This is a genomic window from Pantoea sp. MBD-2R, from assembly GCF_039134845.1.
Lineage (GTDB): Bacteria > Pseudomonadota > Gammaproteobacteria > Enterobacterales > Enterobacteriaceae > Erwinia.
Window position 1 is genome coordinate 3,967,062 of record NZ_CP152417.1, and the last position, 16,829, is coordinate 3,983,890.

Here is a 16,829-nt window from a genome sequence, read left to right on the forward strand (position 1 = left end):
TCAGGGCCGCGTCTGTCACAGTTAACCGTGACGGGAGAGATTCCCCTGGCGGAAAAAAAACCCTCCAGGGACGGGGCCTTATTGGGTAACGGCCAGCCATTCGCCAACCACCTGCGGATACTCGCCGGTGGTATTGCTCAGATGCAGCCACTGGTCGACATACATTTTCCAGCTGATATCGTCGCGCGGCAGCATATAGGCCTTTTCGCCATACTGCATCGGCTGCTCGGGGTGGATGGCGCAGAGCTGAGGATAGTGCTTTTGTTGATAACGTGCTTCTGAAGCATCGGTAATCATCACATCCGCTTTTTTATCCACCAGCTGCTGGAAGATCGTCACGTTATCGTCAAAAAGCGTCAGGTTCGCCTGCGGCAGGTACTGCCGGGCAAAAGCCTCATTGGTGCCGCCCGGCGGTTCAATCAGACGCACTGACGGCTTGTTGATCTGCTCCACGGTGCGATATTTCGTTTTATCAGCACAGCGCACCAAAGGGATTTTTCCATCGGTACCGAGCGAAGAGGCAAACCACGCGGTCTGCTGACGTTTGAGCGTAACGGAGACGCCGCCAAGCGCGATATCGCACTGTTTACCCGTGAAGTCTGCCATCAGGGTTTTCCAGGTACTGGGCACCCATTTGACCTGCGCGCCCAGGCTTTTCGCCAGCGACTGCGCCATCGACACGTCAATGCCTTCATACTTCCCGTCCGGCCGCAAAAAGCTGTAGGGTTTGTAGTCGCCCGTCGTACAGACGGTCAGTACTTTGCTCTGCATCACCCGATCAAGATGCGACTGCGCACTGGCAGAACCCGCCACCAGCAGCAGTGCGGTTATTCCTTTTTTAAGCATTTTTTTCTTTCCTACTGTGGTAGATGATCACACCTGGCTACGACATTTTTTTGCATCTCAGCTTTTCCCATAATGAAAGAGTCCTTATCTCAACGCAGCTATTATTGCTCCCAGAGCAAAAGTATTGTGATCAATTGCACATTTTTATCCTGCCGCCGCGCGCGTAGACTGAGCGCAATTTCATTTATAAGAGAGCTAAGCGATGAGCAACATTTTTATTATCGATGCCGGAAAAACCTTTGCCCACTCTAAAGGCGAACTGAACCATACTTTGACTGAAGTTGCGGCAACCTGGCTGCGTGATGCAGGCCATCAGGTTGAAGTAACCACTGTTGATAACGGCTATGACGTTGCTGATGAGATCCAGAAATATCTGGCGGCAGATACGGTGATCTATCAGATGCCGGGCTGGTGGATGGGCGAACCGTGGATCCTGAAAAAATATATCGATGAAGTCTTTACCGAAGGTCACGGCGCGCTGTACGCCAGCGATGGCCGTACCCGTTCAGACGCCGGTAAAAAATATGGCTCAGGTGGCCTGATCCAGGGTAAAAAATATATGCTGTCACTGACCTGGAACGCGCCGCTGGAAGCCTTCACCGACCCGGATCAGTTCTTCGAGGGCGTTGGCGTTGACGGCCTGTATCTGCATTTCCATAAAGCCAACCAGTTCCTGGGAATGGAGGCACTGCCGACCTTTATCTGTAACGACGTGATCAAACAGCCGGACGTTCCGCGCGATATTGCACGCTATCAGACGCATCTGAGCCAAATCTTTGCTTAACTGAGTAGACTACTCTCCTTTAAGGAATGCCCATGCTCACCGTACTCGCCGAAATTTGTGTCAGACCAGGCCGTCGTACCGCCGTCATACAGGCCATTGAGAAACTGACGCCGGTGGTTTTGCAGGAAGAAGGATGCGGCAGCTATCAGGCGCTGGTTGATCATCAGGCACAGGTGCCCTGGAAGCAGAACTCGCCGGACTCGATCTTTATGGTGGAGCACTGGGAATCGTTGCGCCATCTTGAGCAGCACCAGCAGGCAGAACATATGGAACATCACCGCGCCAATATTAAAGATGACGTGGTCGACGTGAAGATTTTTGTCCTGGAGCCAGCGAAATAATGATTAGCGGGGTGATTTTTTTCGCCCCGCGTTAAAGCAACCCCATCTTTTCCATTTATTCGCAGTAAACCTGCCGTGTCATAGTCAGTGCCACCTATTAACCCTGTCTGTATTCATTATATTTCCGCTGCGTGGCAATATGATCGGCAATATATTTTGCATCGTGCCAAACGCCCCAAATAAAAGTAGAGCCGCGACGTGAAAGCCAGGGTAAACCTAAGAAATAAACACCCGGCTCGCTGGAAACACCGCGCTGATGCTTAGGTTTATTGTTTTTGTCAAAGGCATCAACCTTAAGCCAGCTGTAATCCGTGACGTAACCTGTTGCCCAGATAATAGTCGTAATCCCCGCCGCCTTAATATCCAGTTCAGTGCGTGGATGGATCATACACGCCGGATCGGGCAGGAAATGGCGGGCTGTGGGTTCAGGCGGTAAATCCAGTCCGTTACGGGCGATATAGGCATCGGCCGCATCCAGCAGCGAAAGATAGTTGGCATCGCCTTTGGCAATATTATCGACCAGATCGGGCTGGAACGTGATTTTTCCGTCGGCAAAAGATTCGGTCAGGCCAACCAGGTTAACGCCCTGGTGCGCCAGCTGGCGGAAATCAACGGTGTGGCCGCCACGCGCACCGCTGACCGCAATGGTCACGTGCTCTTTTCCAGGTACGCTGGCCGAGGCATCCCACAGGCCCAGCACGCCCAGCCACCAGCAAAAATCACGCTGACGATAGGCGCGCGGCGGGCGATCGTGCGGTCCGACAGAAAGATAAACCGTTTTGCCAGCACGCTGAAGTTCATCGGCAATCTGCACCCCTGATGAGCCAGCGCCAACAATCAACACCGCGCCTTCAGGCAGCTGCTGCGGGTTGTAATAGTGCGCAGAATGCAGCTGATGTAAGCCGTCATTTTCAGGCGCAATGGCCGGGATCACCGGACGCTGGAACGGGCCAGTCGCGGCAACAATATGTCGCGCCAGAATAACGCCTTCCGAGGTTTCGATGGTGAATCCCGGACGGCCTTCATTCCGTACCACGCTTTTCACTTCCACTCCGGTACGAATGGGCGCAGAGAATTTTTCCGCATAGGCTTTGAAATAATCCGCCACCTGTTCTTTCGGTACAAAACCATCGGCAGAAATATTGGAAAATTCCATATTGGGGAAACGGTCATGCCAGGCTGGCCCATTAGCAACCAGCGAATCCCAACGTCCTGAACGCCATGCTTCGGCAATGCGATTTTTTTCCAATACCAGATGACGGATGCCTGCTTTAGTCAGATGTTCGCTCATGGCGACACCCGCCTGCCCTGCACCGACTACCAACGTATCAATTTCGGTTATTTCAACGGTCATCACTGCATCCTTAAATAAGGGCTAAACTATCCCCTAATTATTCGGGGCTTCGACATGCGCCAAGGTTATTGAACTACGCCAGCCGGGTAAATTAGTAAAAAACGAATCCCTGAAGATAAAATAAAGAGGCAGCGGATAACGCTACAATAACGCGCTAAACCAGATACCCTTCTTTTATTTAATCTATGGGATTTCCTCCCGCGTGAAATAGTCCCCACGGGCAAGAAAGCGGGCTGATATTTAAAGCATCAGGCAGAAAGCAGCAAACTTTGCTGCACATCCCATCCCAGCGATACGCGATCGCCGATTTTTTCACAGCACAGGCCACTGCTGCGCACGACAAATCGTGTTCCCTCGGCAAGTGCCACGACAAGTCGCGTTTCCGAACCGGCATAAATGCTTTCGCAAATTTCCCCTTCCAGCGCCGCCGTCCCCGGTTGCTGAATACGGATATGTTCAGGACGGATGACCAGCGAGGCCTGTCCCTGCATGGCGGATTTGTCCGGCAAGGCGAAAGTCCCCTGTTTTGTGATCAGCTGACCGGCACGCACCTCACCGCGAAGGATATTGGAATGGCCAATAAATCCGGCAACAAAGGTCGAACGAGGGCGCTGATAGATCGCCTGTGGCGTATCGATCTGCACGATCCGCCCTTCGTTCATCAGGCAGATCCGATCGGAGAGCGCCAGCGCTTCTTCCTGATCGTGCGTAACAAAAACGATCGTCGCGCCCGATTCACGGTGAATGCGTTTGATCTCTATCTGCATCGTCTCGCGCAGCTGGCGATCCAGTGCGCCCAGCGGCTCATCCATCAGGATGATCCCCGGCTGATAGACGAGGCACCGCGCCAGCGCAACACGCTGCTGTTGCCCACCGGATAACGCTCGTGGAAAGCGCTGCGCGGCATGGCCCAGTTCTACCATTTCCAGCGCCTCTTTGACTTTACGGTTGATTTCAGCGGCGGGCAGCTGGCGCATACGCAGCGGAAAAGCCACATTTTCTTCAATCGTCAGGTGCGGAAACAGCGCGTAGTTTTGAAACACTACGCCGATATCGCGCTTGTGCACCGGCGTCCAGGTTTCGTCTTTACCATCAATCAGCAGGCGGCCTGAGGTCGGCGCTAAAAGACCGCTGATAATTTGCAACAGCGTGGTTTTCCCCGAGCCTGACGAGCCGAGCAGCGTCAGTAATTCACCCTTCTGCACCGTTAAATCCAGATCCTGTAACACCTTCGTCGGCCCAAAGCATTTAGCAATTTGCTCCACCTGTAACTTTACGGATGACATTATTTCTCTCCTTACTGCGCTTCCGCTTTGCGGCGCGAACGTTCAGCGATAATGAACAACACTGTCACGACGGACAGAATAATGACTGACGCGGCGGCCAGCGTCGGCGTTACCGACAGCAGGACGTCATCCCACATCTGTTTTGGCAGCGTCTGCTTCACGCCGCCGCCTACAAACAGCGCGACCGTTAGCTCTTCAAAAGAGTTAAGGAAGCCGAAGATAAAGGCGGCGACCAGGCTGCTTTTGATCAGCGGCAAGGTTATTTCACGCAGGGTGCGCCAGCGGTCAGCGCCAAGGGTTTTCGCTGCCTGATCCAGCCGCCAGTCATACCCTTTGAAGGTGGTCAGGATAATGACAAACACCACCGGAATGGCCATTACCGTATGGCCAAGGATGATGCCGAGATCCGACCCCACCAGGCCGATAGTGGCAAACAAATAGAACAGCGAAACGGCGGTGACGATGTTGGGAACGATCATCGGCAACAGGAAAGTCATGACCACCAGACTGCCGGATTTTCCCTGGTGCCGCGCCAGCCCATAAGCTGCTGCCCCTGCAATCGCAACCGACAGCATGCCGGTGACCAGCGCGATGCCGAACGAACGGATCGTGGCACCCGTCCAGATTGGCGATCCCAGATAGGTTTCCATCCAGCGTAACGAAAAGCCCGGCGGGGGAAATTGCAGGAAGCTGGAGCTGCTGAACGCCATTGGCAGGAACGAAACCACTGGTAACACCAAAACCAGAATCACCCATACGCTGAACAGCGGCAGCAGCCAGCCGAGGCGCGGACGTCCCGGGATCGCGGCCAGCATGTTGCCCAGCCAGTCGGAAATCTTTGCGGCCCCAGCGGTGATCCCCTGGCCCACACGCCGGATATGTTTGCCGCTGGCGTGGCTTTCTCCACCTGATATCGCCGACATGCCAAACAGCTTGTCGTAACAGAAGCAGACTACCAGCGTGGTCACCAGCAGCAGCATCGCCACCGCGCCCGCCAGCCGCCAGTTCAGCAGCTGCTGAACTTGAGTGATCAACAGCTGGCCTATCACCGAATCCTGTGGGCTACCGAGCAGCGCCGGGGTGATAAAGAAGCCCAGCGAGCCGATAAAGATCAGCAGGCAGGCCGCCACCACGCCCGGCATGGAAAGGGGAAAGAAAATACGCCAGAAGCTTTGCGCACGTGACGCACCCAGCGTATGACCGGCGCGTATCAGACCGTGATCGATGCCGGTCATGGTCGGCAGCATGGTGATAATCGCCAGCGGCAGCATGCTGTGTGCCATGGCAAAGACCACCGCACCACGCGTGTAAAGCACATTCAGCGGCTGGTCGGCTCCCATCGACATCAGGATTTCAGAGAGGATCCCGCGCCGCGACAGCAGCACCAGCCAGGCGAAGTTTTTCAGTAAAGCGCTGGTCCAGAACGGCAGTAAAATCAGCCACATTAGCCGTCGGCGGACGTTTTCACTGCGTTGCGAAAGCCAGTACGCTACCGGATAGCCGACCAGCAGGCAGGCGAGCGTGGTTTGCAGGGCAATAGCGAAGGTGTTAATCATCACCTTCACGTAGATGCCCGCGCCAAACATTTGGCGCCAGATATCCAGCGAAAAGCCGCCGTCGCTGCTCTGGAAACTCAGTAGCATTAGCTTCAAAGTGGGCCAGGCGAGAAACAGGGCCAGGAATAACAGGCCTGGCGCGGTCAGCCACAAGGGATGCCAGCGTCGCGTTGCTGTCGGCATACGTTTTTTCTCGTCAGATGTTGCAAGATCGGTCAAGGAACTCTTCTCCCAAAGAACGGGTGACGCTCAGGCGTCACCGCAGACGGCAGGCAAACTCAACGCTCAGGGAATACAGGTCGGGTGCAAAGCACCCTCACCCGGATTAACTCATGACCCATTTTTCAAAGCGTTCGGTCAGCGCGACCTGGTTATCGCCCCAATAATCTGCGCCCAGCAGTGCCAGCCCCTGGATATGGTCCGGTGCCGTCGGCAACAGAGCCGCTTTTTTCTTGTCGATAAAGTCGTAGGCTTTGATGTTGGTCGGCCCGCACGCCAAATCGTTGGTGTACAGCGACTGACGTTTCGCATCCATACAGAAATGGATAAATCTGCGTGCTGCTTCCAGCTTCGGACTGCCGTGCGGAATACTGAAACCATCGATGTTATAAAGACCCTGGCCCCAGGCGATATTGGCTGGCGTACCGGCATCAATCGCGGTCTGGGCGCGAGTGCTCCAGATACTCATCATGTCCAGCTCGCCGCTTTGCAGCATCTGCGTGGCCTGCGCGCCGCTGGTCCACCAGACATCAATGCTTTTGCGGATTTTATCGAGGCTGCGGAAAGCCCGATCGACATCCAGCGGATAGAGTTTTTTTGGATCGACGCCGTCGGCCATCAGCGCCAGTTCCAATGTACAGACCGGGCTGCGCCACAGGCCGCGACGGCCATTGAATTTGGCGGTGTCCCAGAAATCTGTCCAGTTGGTGGGTGCCGTTTTGCCGTTAAAGGCGTCAGTCCGGTAGCCTAATGCCAGTGCGTAAATACTGACACCGCCAAACTGAGAGGTAATCGAACCTTTCACATAATTCTGCGGATCCGGCACTTGCAGATGCAGATCTTCCAGATACGGTTTCGGCATTTTGTTCAGGCGCACCAGGTGCTCCGGGTTGAGCAGCGCCACGTCAAACAGGTAGTTTTTGGTATCCACCATCATCTGGAACTGCGGTACCGGGTCGGGACCCAGCACCGTATTAATGATTTTGATGCCGGTCTCTTCTTCAAACGGCTTGTAAAATGCTTTGCCAAATCCCGTGCCGTAAGGGCCGCCCACGTCGGCGACGGTCAGAGTGGTGACTTCCGCCGCCCGCGCCGGACGACTGATGATCATCGGGGCAACGGCGGCGGTAACGGCGGCCCCAATCCCCAGCTTCAGCGCATCACGACGGGTATACGTTTTGTTCTCTTTCATCCTGGTTCCCCTGCATCACGAAAAGTTTTAATGAGCCGACACGGATGCCGGTGATTTTTCTACGCTTGTTCCTGCTCTTTAATGGCAAGGTTAACTTCCGCAATCAGCTGGTCGATTTCCTCCGCGGTAAAGCGCTGGCGGAAACGGCGGTCAAAGGTGGTGAAAATACTGAAGAATGAGTTTTTGCAGTGTTCCAGCATGCGGTCCGCATCGGCGGCGTTCACCGACAGTTGCACCTGCAAGAAGCGGTTGAAATAGTCACGCGCCAGCGGATTTTCCAGCACGAAAATTGGCTGCGTATCACGCGAGATGAGTCGGTACTTTCCGACCTTACTCTCACAGTGCAGACTGCCCTCAAGCGGCAGGTCTCGCGAGTTTGGCCCGACGCGAAGCAACACGTCACCCGCTTCAAGGATCCACTGCTGGCGACCCGTGTCGTAGTAGCGTAAGTCGGCAGCGGGAACGGTCAGCGCTACGCGACGCTGTTCACCCGCCTGTAATTCAACTTTGCAGAACGCACGTAGCTCCTGCTCGGCCCGCGAGCGCGAAGATGTCTGATAGTGGCTGTAGAGCTGGCAGATCTCTTTTCCGGCACGCGAGCCGGTATTGCTTAGCGTAAAGCTGACCGTCACTTCTTCACCATCGCGCAGGCTATCGCGGTCCAGCTCAATATCGCTATAGGCAAACTGACTGTAACTGAGGCCATAACCGAACGGGAACAACGGCTCGACGTTACGGGCGTCGTACCAGCGATAGCCGACGAAGATCCCTTCGCTGTAGTAATGACGGCCATTTTCGCCGGGGTAGCTGTGCCAGCCGGGAATGTCTTCAATACGCTGAGGGAAAGTCACCGTTAGCTTGCCGCAGGGATTCACCACACCGAACAGTACGTCTGCCAGACCGCCGCCCATCGCCTGACCGGCGTAGAAGGTTTCCACGACGGCACTGACCCGATCCAGCCACGGCATCACCACCGCATCAGGATTAGCCAGCACCACAATCACGTTGTCGTTGACCGCTGCCAGCGCGCGGATTAATTCATCATGACCCTGCTGCAAACCCAGCGTGCGACGGTCTGATCCTTCGCCGTCATAACCATCTTCGCTGTTAACAAACACCACCACGCGATCGGCCTGGCGCGCCGCTTTACAAGCTTCTTCGCGCAATGACGGCCGATCAGCCACTTCATCGCTGGTGCCCTGACACCAGTTCAGGGTGACGTTGTCGCCGCAATGTTTGCGGATTTCGTCGTAGGGAATATCCACCTGCGTCGGCGTCGTGGTGGCGCAGCCCGATCCCTGGATTACGGGCTTCCTGGCGCCTTCACCGACAATCAGCAGATGACGGCAGCTTGCAGCTTCCAGCGGCAGAGCCTGATTGCTGTTTTTTAGCAACACGATGGATTCGGCCACCATCCTGCGCGCCAGCAGATGATGCGCATCGGTTTCCATCGGGGTGCCGGGTTGTTCCGCGTCTTTCGCTTTGTGGATCAGGTTGAGGATACGTTCTGCTGAACGCTCGGCCTGCGTACGTGGCACTTCTCCCGCTTTTAGCGCCCTGACCAGACTCGCCCTGCGCGTTTCGCTTTCTGGCATGTCGAGATCGTTGCCGGCCATCAGCGAGAGCGGGCGATCTTTAATTCCATGCCAGTCTGCTACCACCACGCCTTCAAAGCCCCATTCCTGACGGAGCACCTCCTCCAGCAACCAGCTGTTTTCGGCGGTATGTACGCCGTTTAGTCGGTTATAGGAACTCATGACCGTCCAGGGCTGCGACTGTTTGATGGCGCGCTCAAAGCCGCGCAGATAAATTTCCCGCAGCGCACGCTCATCAACGATCGAGTTCATGCTGGTGCGCTCAACTTCTGAATTGTTACAGGCAAAATGCTTTAAAGATGCGCCAACGCCCTGCCGTTGCAGACCGTTAATTACGCCAGTCGCCATCTCGCCGCTGATTAAGGGGTCTTCGGAATAGTATTCGTAGCTGCGGCCGCCCAGTGGCGTACGGCGGATGTTGATGCCAGGCCCGAGCAGCAGGTTAACGCCCAGATGCTGGCACTCTTTACCCAGCGCTTCACCCAGCGTCTGTGCCAGATTCACGTCCCAGCTACAGGCAAAACTGGACCCGTTGGGGAAACAGGTAGCGGGGCGCATAGTTCCCCAGGCCACTTCCACATCTTTCGCCCGCTGGTTAACCACGTTCAGGAAGGCTTCGAAGTCCTGGCCCCCCTTCTCATCCTGTTCAATTTGCTGGATGGAGTAGCGCACGCCGTAGGTGCCATCGGTCATAACAATATGCGGGATCCCCAGCCGGGCATTGGCTTCGGTTTTCCACATGCCGTGACCGCTAAGAATGTCGCCCAGCTCTTCCGGCGTCATCGATTTGGCCAGAGATAAAAATTTCTCGTGCTGAGATAAAACAGTGCTCATGCCAGTGTTTTCCTGTGAGATGAAAGCGGCGAGCAGTCGCCACTGTTGCGCTGGCATTCAATATGGCCCGGTTAGAAACCGCGGCGAAAGAAGTAAAATGTTTGTCACTGGAGTTAAAAAAACTATCCAACTGCGCAGGATTCCCTGCGTCATAAATAACGCAGCGGAGAGCAGAGAAAAGCCAGAAACTGATGTTTTTTTGCCCTGAAATAGCGCCACTGCCCAGCCAGGTCGCAAACGATTGCACCCTCCCAGCGCAATTCGCCTGCTGTACAGTAAGTTATCAGCGAGCTAGCACGTATTTCCTGTGGCACAGTTATTGCAACTGCTGCCTGCATCGCTTTTTTGTTCTTACGGAAAGCTCTGACATAACCAAATACTAATCAGAGAGATCACCTGCATATGGCGCATTTCACCCTCCGACAGCTTAAATATTTTGTTACCGTGGTTGAGCATCGCAGCATTGCCGAGGCATCACGCCATCTGCATATCGCTCAGCCTTCCATTTCAACGGCGATCAAAGGCCTCGAAGAGAGTTTTGAACAGCAGCTTTTTATCCGTCATCACGCGCAGGGCGTCTCGCTGACGCCCAGCGGACGCCGGTTTTATGAAAAAGCCGCCGAGCTGCTGAGAATGTCCCGGCAGTTTGAACAGAATGCCCGGGCGGATAATGATTTGGTGGCAGGCACGCTTTCCGTCGGCTGTTTTGAAACCGCCGCGCCGCTGTATATGCCAAAGCTTATTGCCGGTTTCAAAAAGCTCTATCCCAATATTGAAGTGCAGATCTATGACGGCGAGCAGCACGAGTTAACCGACGGTTTGCATCGCGGACGCTTTGATATGGCAATCCTTTACCGCCATGAGCTGGACAACAGTATTCATGCCGAACAGCTGAAAGCACCACAAAAGCCTTATGCGCTGCTGCCTGCCGATCACCCGCTGGCCTTGCGCAGCAGCATTAGCCTGGAAGAACTGAGCCACGAGCCGATGATCTTGCTGGACGTCGTGCCGAGCCGGAACTATTTCCTGGATATCTTCAAGCAGAAGGGGCTTTCACCGAAGGTGGCCTTCAGTTCGCCGTCGATTGAGATGGTACGCTGCATGGTCGGTCAGGGATTTGGCTTTTCGCTACTGGTGACCCGCCCCTTCCCGGACTTTACCTATGACGGTAAGCGCGTGAAGCGGGTCACCATTCGCGATGAGATGGAAGGATCATGCCTGGTGATGGCGCATTTACGCCACGCTGAACCGACTCGCCCCACGCAGTTGTTTATGGATTACTGCCGGGCACAGGAACTGACGCCGGAGCATATCAGCGAATCTGAATTGCCACCGCTTTCAGTAGCTTAAACGATTTGCAGCCGATGGCAGAGACGGAGCAGAAACGCATCGCACTCTGCCAGCTGCTGCACACTGACAAATTCATCCGGCTTATGCCCCTGTGCCATTGAGCCAGGGCCGCAAACCAGGGTAGGAATACCATGCTGCTGGAACAGGCCACCCTCGGTACCAAAAGCCACGGTGCTTAACGCTGCCGGTGAGGGTAGTAGCGCCATAACTTCATCTGTCGCTGCGGTGCTTTGCGTTTGCAGGCCGGGATAGTGGCTCAGCGGACTAAAGACGATAGTGCAATCAGGCGAAATGCGCTGCATCTGCGGCACCAGCTCACGTTCACACCACGCCGTGATTTCATCAACTATCGGTTGCGCATCTACATCCGGCAGCGTACGAATTTCAAAATCAAACTGGCAGGAAGCAGGCACGATATTTAACGCCTCGCCACCGCGAATGACGCCTGTCTGCAGGGTGGAAAAAGGGGGATCGAAGGCGACGTTTTTCTCCTGCTGCAACCGCTCTGCCAGCGTCATTAACCGCTGGATAATCTGCACGGCGTATTCAATCGCGTTCACGCCCTGTGGCGTATAGGCCGAATGGCTGGCATAACCCGTGACAGCGCAGCGCAGCGCGATTTTTCCTTTGTGCCCGAGAACTGGACGCATCTCCGTGGGTTCGCCGACAATACAGACGGCAGGCAGTACCGGCAGACGATCGATATGCGCCAGCAGCCCCGGCACGCCCTTGCAGCCTACTTCTTCATCGTGACTGAACGCCAGCCATACCGGCTGACGCAGCGGCCGCGCCACCAGTTCTGGCACCAGCGCCAGCACCGCCGCCAGCCAGCTTTTCATATCCGCCGCACCCCGACCATATAACCGGCCATCGGCCTCGCGCAGAATAAACGGATCGCTTTGCCAGTGTTGCCCCTCAACCGCTACCACATCAGTATGGCCTGACAAGACAATCCCGGGCAGCTCTTGCGGGCCGATGACCGCCAGCAGATTAGCCTTTTGACCGCTACCATCGATCAAAACCTGGCAACTTACGCCATATTCCGCCAGATAGTCGCGGACGTAGTTAATCAGTGCCAGATTGCTCTCGCTACTAACGGTGTTAAAGGCGATCAGTTCGGCCAGCAATGCCCGCGTGTTGAGTTTACTCATCGCCAGGAACACCGTAACTCGGCGCTTCCGCCGGATTAACAGCGCGAGTCAGGTACGCTTCGCTCTGCGGTTGCCACATCTGCCAGATGCGCGCCAGTTCACCAATCGCATCCTTTTCATGCCAGTCGACGCGCAGATCGGTTAGCGGCCAGCTTTCGCTACTCACCACCTTCAATCCGGCGGAATAGACCGGTCCGGCTTCGCCACCGGCTTGTAAACCAGCCTGCAAGGCAGCGATCAGCCGGTCGCCCAGCGACAGCGACGGCTCGACGCAGAATTGACTGACCATGGCCTCAATTACCTCCGCAGTGGCCAGCATATTGCCCGCCGCCACGCAGTTCAGTCCCTGGTGCTGATGGTGAGTGCCCAGCGTATGTAAGCCAGACCACACGGCGCTCTGCCTGCTGTCCAGCACCGTCACCTGTCGCCAGTCGGCAAAAGGTTCGGCGGCCATTTCCGCTGCCAGGGCCGCTGTCGCACTTTCGCCCTGCGCCAACCGGTTGAGGATTTTCGGCCCCAGCGCAGGCAGCGTAACGTTCTGGCTTGATACCGCGCCCACGCCGCTCATCAGCCAGGGGCAACGCGCCGCTACCGCCATGCTGGATGAACTGAGAGCAATACCGTACTGGCCGCTGCGAGGACAAAAACCGGCAATGGAAAAGGTCATGTTATGCCTCCGGGATCACGGCAATCACGTCAATTTCCACCAGCCACTGCGGCTGCGCCAGCGCAGAAACAACCAGCCCGGTGGAGATGGGGAAAACGCCTTTCAGCCACTTGCCCACTTCCAGATAGACCGGTTCGCGATAGCGCGGATCGATAATATAAGTGGTGGTTTTCACTATATGGCTGAGGTCGCTACCCGCTTCTTCCAGCAGCTGCTTGATATTTTTCATCGCCTGCTCTGCCTGCAATGCTGCATCGCCCAGCCCAATCAGATTGCCGTCAAAATCGGTGCCGACCTGGCCGCGAACATAAACGGTATTCCCGGCACGGACCGCCTGACAGAGGTCATTATTCAGCGCCTGATTAGGATAGGTATCTTTGGTATTAAACATACGGATGCGGGTATGGGTCGGTTGACTCATCGTGGGTTCCTTACAGATTAAAGAGGAGACGGAAGCCGCTTTGTTTGCCGCTAACGCCCAGGACAGAGCAAACTCATTTTTGGTGCCTGTGGGGCAGAAAATAAATAAGGATTTTTATTTGCAGGACTTAGGGGAAAACTGGCCTTAGCGAACCTCGTTTTTTTGGTGCCAGAGCCTAAAAAAATACACATTTATCTTTCACGTTGGTCATGAACATACTCGAGCCTGACTAACTGAGGACCTGGCTATGCATTCCATTGTTAAAGAGTTACCGCTGATTACTCGGGATGCGTTTGTTAGCGCGATGGAAAACTGCGTAAGCGGCGTGTATCTCGTCGCCAGCGATGGCGCGGACGGCAAGGCGGGCGGCACACTCAACAGCCTGACCTTCGTTTCTGCCGCGCAGCGTCTGCTGATGATCTGCCTGCACCGTGACAGTCCGCTGTGCCCGGCGATTGAGCAAAACGGCGGCTTCAGCATCAATGTGCTCTCTGAATTACAAAAACCCCTCGTCCAGACTTTCGCCACGTCCGGTCGTAATGCGCAGGCTTTTGATTCGCCTGACTGGGGCGAAAGCCCCGAAGGCCATCCACTGCTGCACGGTGCGGTTGCCAACTTTGACTGCCAGCTGACAAATCAGCTGGTGCTAAACAGCCATGTAATGCTGATTGGCATGGTGAAAAACGTGCATTGTCACCCCGGCATTCCGCTGGCAAGGCAGGCGCGACAGTATGTGCTGATCCAGCGGGATCAGCCTTAAGCACCCGGCTTTATTGCTGTATTGCTGTGAACAGGCTGCCCGAAGAGGCCAATAGAATTCATTACACCTGCACCGGAGAGTAAACATGACCCACCTGCGGATTAAACAGATCGCTCAATGCTTAACGCTGACCCTGCTGGCCTCCACCGCTTATGTTCAGGCGGCGGTAATGACCCCGGGTAAACTGACCGTCGGCAGCGACATCACTTTTCCACCGTATGAATACCTTAACGATAAGGCACCTGCCGGTTTCGATATTGAGTTTATTGATGGCGTGGCGAAGGCAATGAAGCTGGAACCGCAATATATCGACACCCGCTTTACCAATCTCATCCCAGGTTTACAGGCAAAACGCTATGAGCTGATCGCCTCCGCGCTGTTTATTACGCCCGAACGCAGCAAAGTGATCGAGATGATCCCTTATCTGAAAACCGGCGAATCATTGATCGCCCTCAGCAACAGCAGCTTTAAACCGAAAAAGCCGGAAGCGCTGTGCGGTCATAAAGTCGGTTCGATGCAGGGCACCTACTGGCTGGAAAAGCTCCATGCTCTTTCCGCTGATTACTGCGTAAAGCAGGGACAGAAGCCGATTGAAGTCAGTGAATTTTCAACCGATCCTCAAGTCACGCAAGCAATGCTTTCCCATGCGGTAGAAGTGCAGATGACCGATGCGGCGGTTGCCAGCCAGGTAGTGGAAAAAATGAAGGGCCGCCTGGCCATAACGTCCGACACGCTGCTCTATCCGGTATTGGTGGGACTAGGCGTCAGCAAAGCTAACCCGGCATTCAAACAGCAGTTAACCGACGGTATTGCAGCATATAAAGCCAGCGGCCAGTACGCCACCCTGTTGCAAAAATACCATCTTGCTGAACCGCAGGACGTCGATATTCAGGCTCTGAAACAGTAATCCTGCGACGGGAGAACAAGCATGACTTTTGACTGGAATTACTTACTGAGTCTGTTTACCGACACAGACTTTTGGCTGGCGAGCTGGACGGTTTGCAAACTGAGCCTGGCAAGCTGGGCGATCAGCATTGTGCTGGGCTTTGTGCTGGCGCTGGGCAAACAGGCGTCCCGGCGCTGGTTGTCCGTTCCCGCCCGCGTTTATATCTGGCTGTTCCGCAGCCTGCCCCTGCTGGTGCTGCTGATTTTTGTTTATAACCTGCCGCAAGCGATGCCAGCGTCTTCCGCTCTGCTCAGCGATCCTTTCTGGGCAGGGCTGATTGCGCTGGTGCTGAGCGAAACAGCCTATATTGCTGAGATCCATCGTGGTGGCTTGTTATCCATTCCAAAAGGGCAGCGTGAAGCTGCGCATGCCCTCGGCCTGCGCTATGCCGGGATTCAGTGGCGGATCGTGATTCCACAGGCGATCCGCGTGGCGCTGCCTTCGCTGGCAAATGAATATATCTCTATCGTGAAGCTCAGCTCGCTGGTATCGGTTATTTCACTGACCGAAATCCTGATGGTGGGCCAGCGTCTCTATTCGCAAAACTTCCTGGTCATGGAGACGATGGCGGCAGTCGCGTTTTACTATGTGCTAATCGTCACGGTGTTTGATTTTCTGCTGAAAAGGCTGGAGCGCTATCTGGATGTTACCCAGCGCAACACAACTCGACCTCTGGATCCGGCGCTACGGGCTGTCGCCTCTCAGCCGTTGCCTGCTACGGTGCGCCCCACGCTTGCACAGACTATCCCGGCGTTACAGGCCTCTAAGCTACACAAAGCCTATAACAATGTAGAGGTGCTGGGTGCGGTTAGCCTGCAAATTCAGCCTGGTGAAGTGGTTTCAGTTATCGGTCCGTCCGGCTCAGGTAAAACGACGCTAATCCGCCTGCTGAACGGTCTGGAGCAGATTGATAACGGTGAAATTCGCATTAACGGTCAGCCGTTTATTCAGCTAAGCCAACATGGGTCGCAAAAACCCCGCTTTATTGAGCATGATGAACACCGGCTGAACATTGGCATGGTGTTCCAGAGCTTCAACCTGTTCCCGCATTTAACGGTCATGAACAATCTGCTACTGGCCCCTCGCTACCATCGCACCGCGCCGCTGGATGAACTGAAACATCAGGCTTGCGTCATGCTGCAAAAAGTCGGCATGCTGGACCAGGCGATGAAGTATCCGCATCAGCTTTCTGGCGGGCAGCAGCAGCGTGTGGCAATCGCCAGGGCGCTAATGATGCGGCCGCAAATTATGCTGTTCGACGAACCCACTTCCGCTCTCGATCCTGAAAAAGTGAACGAGGTGCTACAGGTCATTGAAACGCTGGCCGGAGAAGGCATCACCATGGTGATTGTCACCCATGAGATGAACTTCGCTTTCAAGGTGTCGGACCGCATTGTGTTTATGGAGAAAGGTCGCGTGGTTTGTGATGATGCACCACAGATATTGCAGGATGGAGAGCATCCACGAATCAAAGCCTTCCTGAAAGACGTTAATTTTGCCACGGGTTGAATTCACGCCCAACGGAGA

15 protein-coding genes are annotated in these 16,829 nt (G+C 55.1%); 6 read left to right on the plus strand and 9 right to left on the minus strand.

Annotated elements, in window-relative coordinates:
* Positions 1–78: 78 nt before the first annotated feature.
* Positions 79–846, minus strand: a complete 768-nt coding sequence (locus AAGQ96_RS18190; RefSeq protein WP_147199861.1) for a transporter substrate-binding domain-containing protein — start codon at positions 844–846, stop codon at positions 79–81.
* 202 nt (positions 847–1,048) lie between these two features.
* Between AAGQ96_RS18190 and AAGQ96_RS18195 the strand changes: the two genes are divergently transcribed.
* Both AAGQ96_RS18195 and AAGQ96_RS18200 read left to right on the plus strand, forming a co-directional pair.
* Entirely contained in the window at positions 1,049–1,630 is a 582-nt protein-coding gene (locus AAGQ96_RS18195) for an NAD(P)H-dependent oxidoreductase (RefSeq protein ID WP_342754247.1), read from the plus strand.
* A 32-nt stretch (positions 1,631–1,662) separates the two neighbouring features.
* Positions 1,663–1,971, plus strand: a complete 309-nt coding sequence (locus AAGQ96_RS18200; protein WP_342754248.1) for an antibiotic biosynthesis monooxygenase — start codon at positions 1,663–1,665, stop codon at positions 1,969–1,971.
* Positions 1,972–2,068: 97 nt separating this feature from the next.
* Here the strand turns inward: AAGQ96_RS18200 and AAGQ96_RS18205 are convergent, their stop codons facing one another.
* The 5 genes from AAGQ96_RS18205 to AAGQ96_RS18225 all read right to left on the minus strand — a co-directional run bounded on the left by AAGQ96_RS18205 (position 2,069) and on the right by AAGQ96_RS18225 (position 10,007).
* Entirely contained in the window at positions 2,069–3,325 is a 1,257-nt protein-coding gene (locus AAGQ96_RS18205; protein WP_147199864.1) for an NAD(P)/FAD-dependent oxidoreductase, read from the minus strand.
* Between the two features lie 248 nt (positions 3,326–3,573).
* Complete coding sequence (locus AAGQ96_RS18210) at positions 3,574–4,611, minus strand: ABC transporter ATP-binding protein (RefSeq protein WP_342754249.1); 1,038 nt, start codon at positions 4,609–4,611, stop codon at positions 3,574–3,576.
* Positions 4,612–4,622: 11 nt separating this feature from the next.
* A complete protein-coding gene (locus AAGQ96_RS18215; protein ID WP_342754250.1) occupies positions 4,623–6,386 on the minus strand; it encodes an ABC transporter permease subunit in 1,764 nt (587 codons plus the stop codon).
* 106 nt (positions 6,387–6,492) lie between these two features.
* On the minus strand, positions 6,493–7,578 hold the full coding sequence (locus AAGQ96_RS18220) for an ABC transporter substrate-binding protein (protein ID WP_147199866.1): 1,086 nt from the start codon (positions 7,576–7,578) through the stop codon (positions 6,493–6,495).
* A 59-nt stretch (positions 7,579–7,637) separates the two neighbouring features.
* The gene (locus AAGQ96_RS18225; protein WP_147199867.1) at positions 7,638–10,007 is read right to left on the minus strand and encodes a glycoside hydrolase family 3 C-terminal domain-containing protein; all 2,370 of its coding nucleotides are present in this window, start codon (positions 10,005–10,007) and stop codon (positions 7,638–7,640) included.
* Between the two features lie 402 nt (positions 10,008–10,409).
* Between AAGQ96_RS18225 and AAGQ96_RS18230 the strand changes: the two genes are divergently transcribed.
* On the plus strand, positions 10,410–11,357 hold the full coding sequence (locus AAGQ96_RS18230; RefSeq protein ID WP_147199868.1) for a LysR family transcriptional regulator: 948 nt from the start codon (positions 10,410–10,412) through the stop codon (positions 11,355–11,357).
* On the opposite strand, the gene argE is transcribed toward AAGQ96_RS18230, so the two are convergent.
* The 3 genes from argE to AAGQ96_RS18245 are packed head-to-tail and all read right to left on the minus strand — an operon-like array spanning position 11,354 to position 13,596.
* On the minus strand, positions 11,354–12,508 hold the full coding sequence (gene argE / locus AAGQ96_RS18235; protein WP_342754251.1) for an acetylornithine deacetylase: 1,155 nt from the start codon (positions 12,506–12,508) through the stop codon (positions 11,354–11,356). The genes AAGQ96_RS18230 and argE overlap by 4 nt on opposite strands.
* Entirely contained in the window at positions 12,501–13,175 is a 675-nt protein-coding gene (locus AAGQ96_RS18240) for a DUF1028 domain-containing protein (RefSeq protein WP_147199870.1), read from the minus strand. The genes argE and AAGQ96_RS18240 overlap by 8 nt, the downstream gene beginning before the upstream one ends.
* A gap of 1 nt (position 13,176) precedes the next feature.
* Positions 13,177–13,596 (minus strand): RidA family protein, encoded by a 420-nt coding sequence (locus tag AAGQ96_RS18245; RefSeq protein ID WP_342754252.1) that lies wholly within the window; start codon positions 13,594–13,596, stop codon positions 13,177–13,179.
* A 247-nt stretch (positions 13,597–13,843) separates the two neighbouring features.
* Between AAGQ96_RS18245 and AAGQ96_RS18250 the strand changes: the two genes are divergently transcribed.
* The 3 genes from AAGQ96_RS18250 (at position 13,844) to AAGQ96_RS18260 (ending at position 16,811) form a co-directional block, all read left to right on the plus strand.
* Complete coding sequence (locus tag AAGQ96_RS18250; protein ID WP_147199872.1) at positions 13,844–14,356, plus strand: flavin reductase family protein; 513 nt, start codon at positions 13,844–13,846, stop codon at positions 14,354–14,356.
* An 85-nt stretch (positions 14,357–14,441) separates the two neighbouring features.
* The gene (locus AAGQ96_RS18255) at positions 14,442–15,263 is read left to right on the plus strand and encodes an ABC transporter substrate-binding protein (RefSeq protein ID WP_147199873.1); all 822 of its coding nucleotides are present in this window, start codon (positions 14,442–14,444) and stop codon (positions 15,261–15,263) included.
* Positions 15,264–15,284: 21 nt separating this feature from the next.
* Positions 15,285–16,811: an amino acid ABC transporter permease/ATP-binding protein gene (locus tag AAGQ96_RS18260; protein ID WP_147199874.1), complete on the plus strand. Its 1,527-nt coding sequence runs from the start codon at positions 15,285–15,287 to the stop codon at positions 16,809–16,811.
* Positions 16,812–16,829: the final 18 nt, after the last annotated feature.

Excerpts from the sequence above, each read along its gene's own strand:
- AAGQ96_RS18260 (WP_147199874.1), top strand. The coding sequence starts at position 15,285 with ATGACTTTTGACTGGAATTACTTACTGAGTCTGTTTACCGACACAGAC.
- AAGQ96_RS18190 (WP_147199861.1), bottom strand. The coding sequence starts at position 846 with ATGCTTAAAAAAGGAATAACCGCACTGCTGCTGGTGGCGGGTTCTGCC.
- AAGQ96_RS18205 (WP_147199864.1), bottom strand. The coding sequence starts at position 3,325 with ATGACCGTTGAAATAACCGAAATTGATACGTTGGTAGTCGGTGCAGGG.
- AAGQ96_RS18245 (WP_342754252.1), bottom strand. The coding sequence starts at position 13,596 with ATGAGTCAACCGACCCATACCCGCATCCGTATGTTTAATACCAAAGAT.
- argE (WP_342754251.1), bottom strand. The coding sequence starts at position 12,508 with ATGAGTAAACTCAACACGCGGGCATTGCTGGCCGAACTGATCGCCTTT.
- AAGQ96_RS18200 (WP_342754248.1), top strand. The coding sequence starts at position 1,663 with ATGCTCACCGTACTCGCCGAAATTTGTGTCAGACCAGGCCGTCGTACC.
- AAGQ96_RS18230 (WP_147199868.1), top strand. The coding sequence starts at position 10,410 with ATGGCGCATTTCACCCTCCGACAGCTTAAATATTTTGTTACCGTGGTT.
- AAGQ96_RS18210 (WP_342754249.1), bottom strand. The coding sequence starts at position 4,611 with ATGTCATCCGTAAAGTTACAGGTGGAGCAAATTGCTAAATGCTTTGGG.
- AAGQ96_RS18220 (WP_147199866.1), bottom strand. The coding sequence starts at position 7,578 with ATGAAAGAGAACAAAACGTATACCCGTCGTGATGCGCTGAAGCTGGGG.
- AAGQ96_RS18255 (WP_147199873.1), top strand. The coding sequence starts at position 14,442 with ATGACCCACCTGCGGATTAAACAGATCGCTCAATGCTTAACGCTGACC.
- AAGQ96_RS18250 (WP_147199872.1), top strand. The coding sequence starts at position 13,844 with ATGCATTCCATTGTTAAAGAGTTACCGCTGATTACTCGGGATGCGTTT.
- AAGQ96_RS18195 (WP_342754247.1), top strand. The coding sequence starts at position 1,049 with ATGAGCAACATTTTTATTATCGATGCCGGAAAAACCTTTGCCCACTCT.
- AAGQ96_RS18225 (WP_147199867.1), bottom strand. The coding sequence starts at position 10,007 with ATGAGCACTGTTTTATCTCAGCACGAGAAATTTTTATCTCTGGCCAAA.
- AAGQ96_RS18240 (WP_147199870.1), bottom strand. The coding sequence starts at position 13,175 with ATGACCTTTTCCATTGCCGGTTTTTGTCCTCGCAGCGGCCAGTACGGT.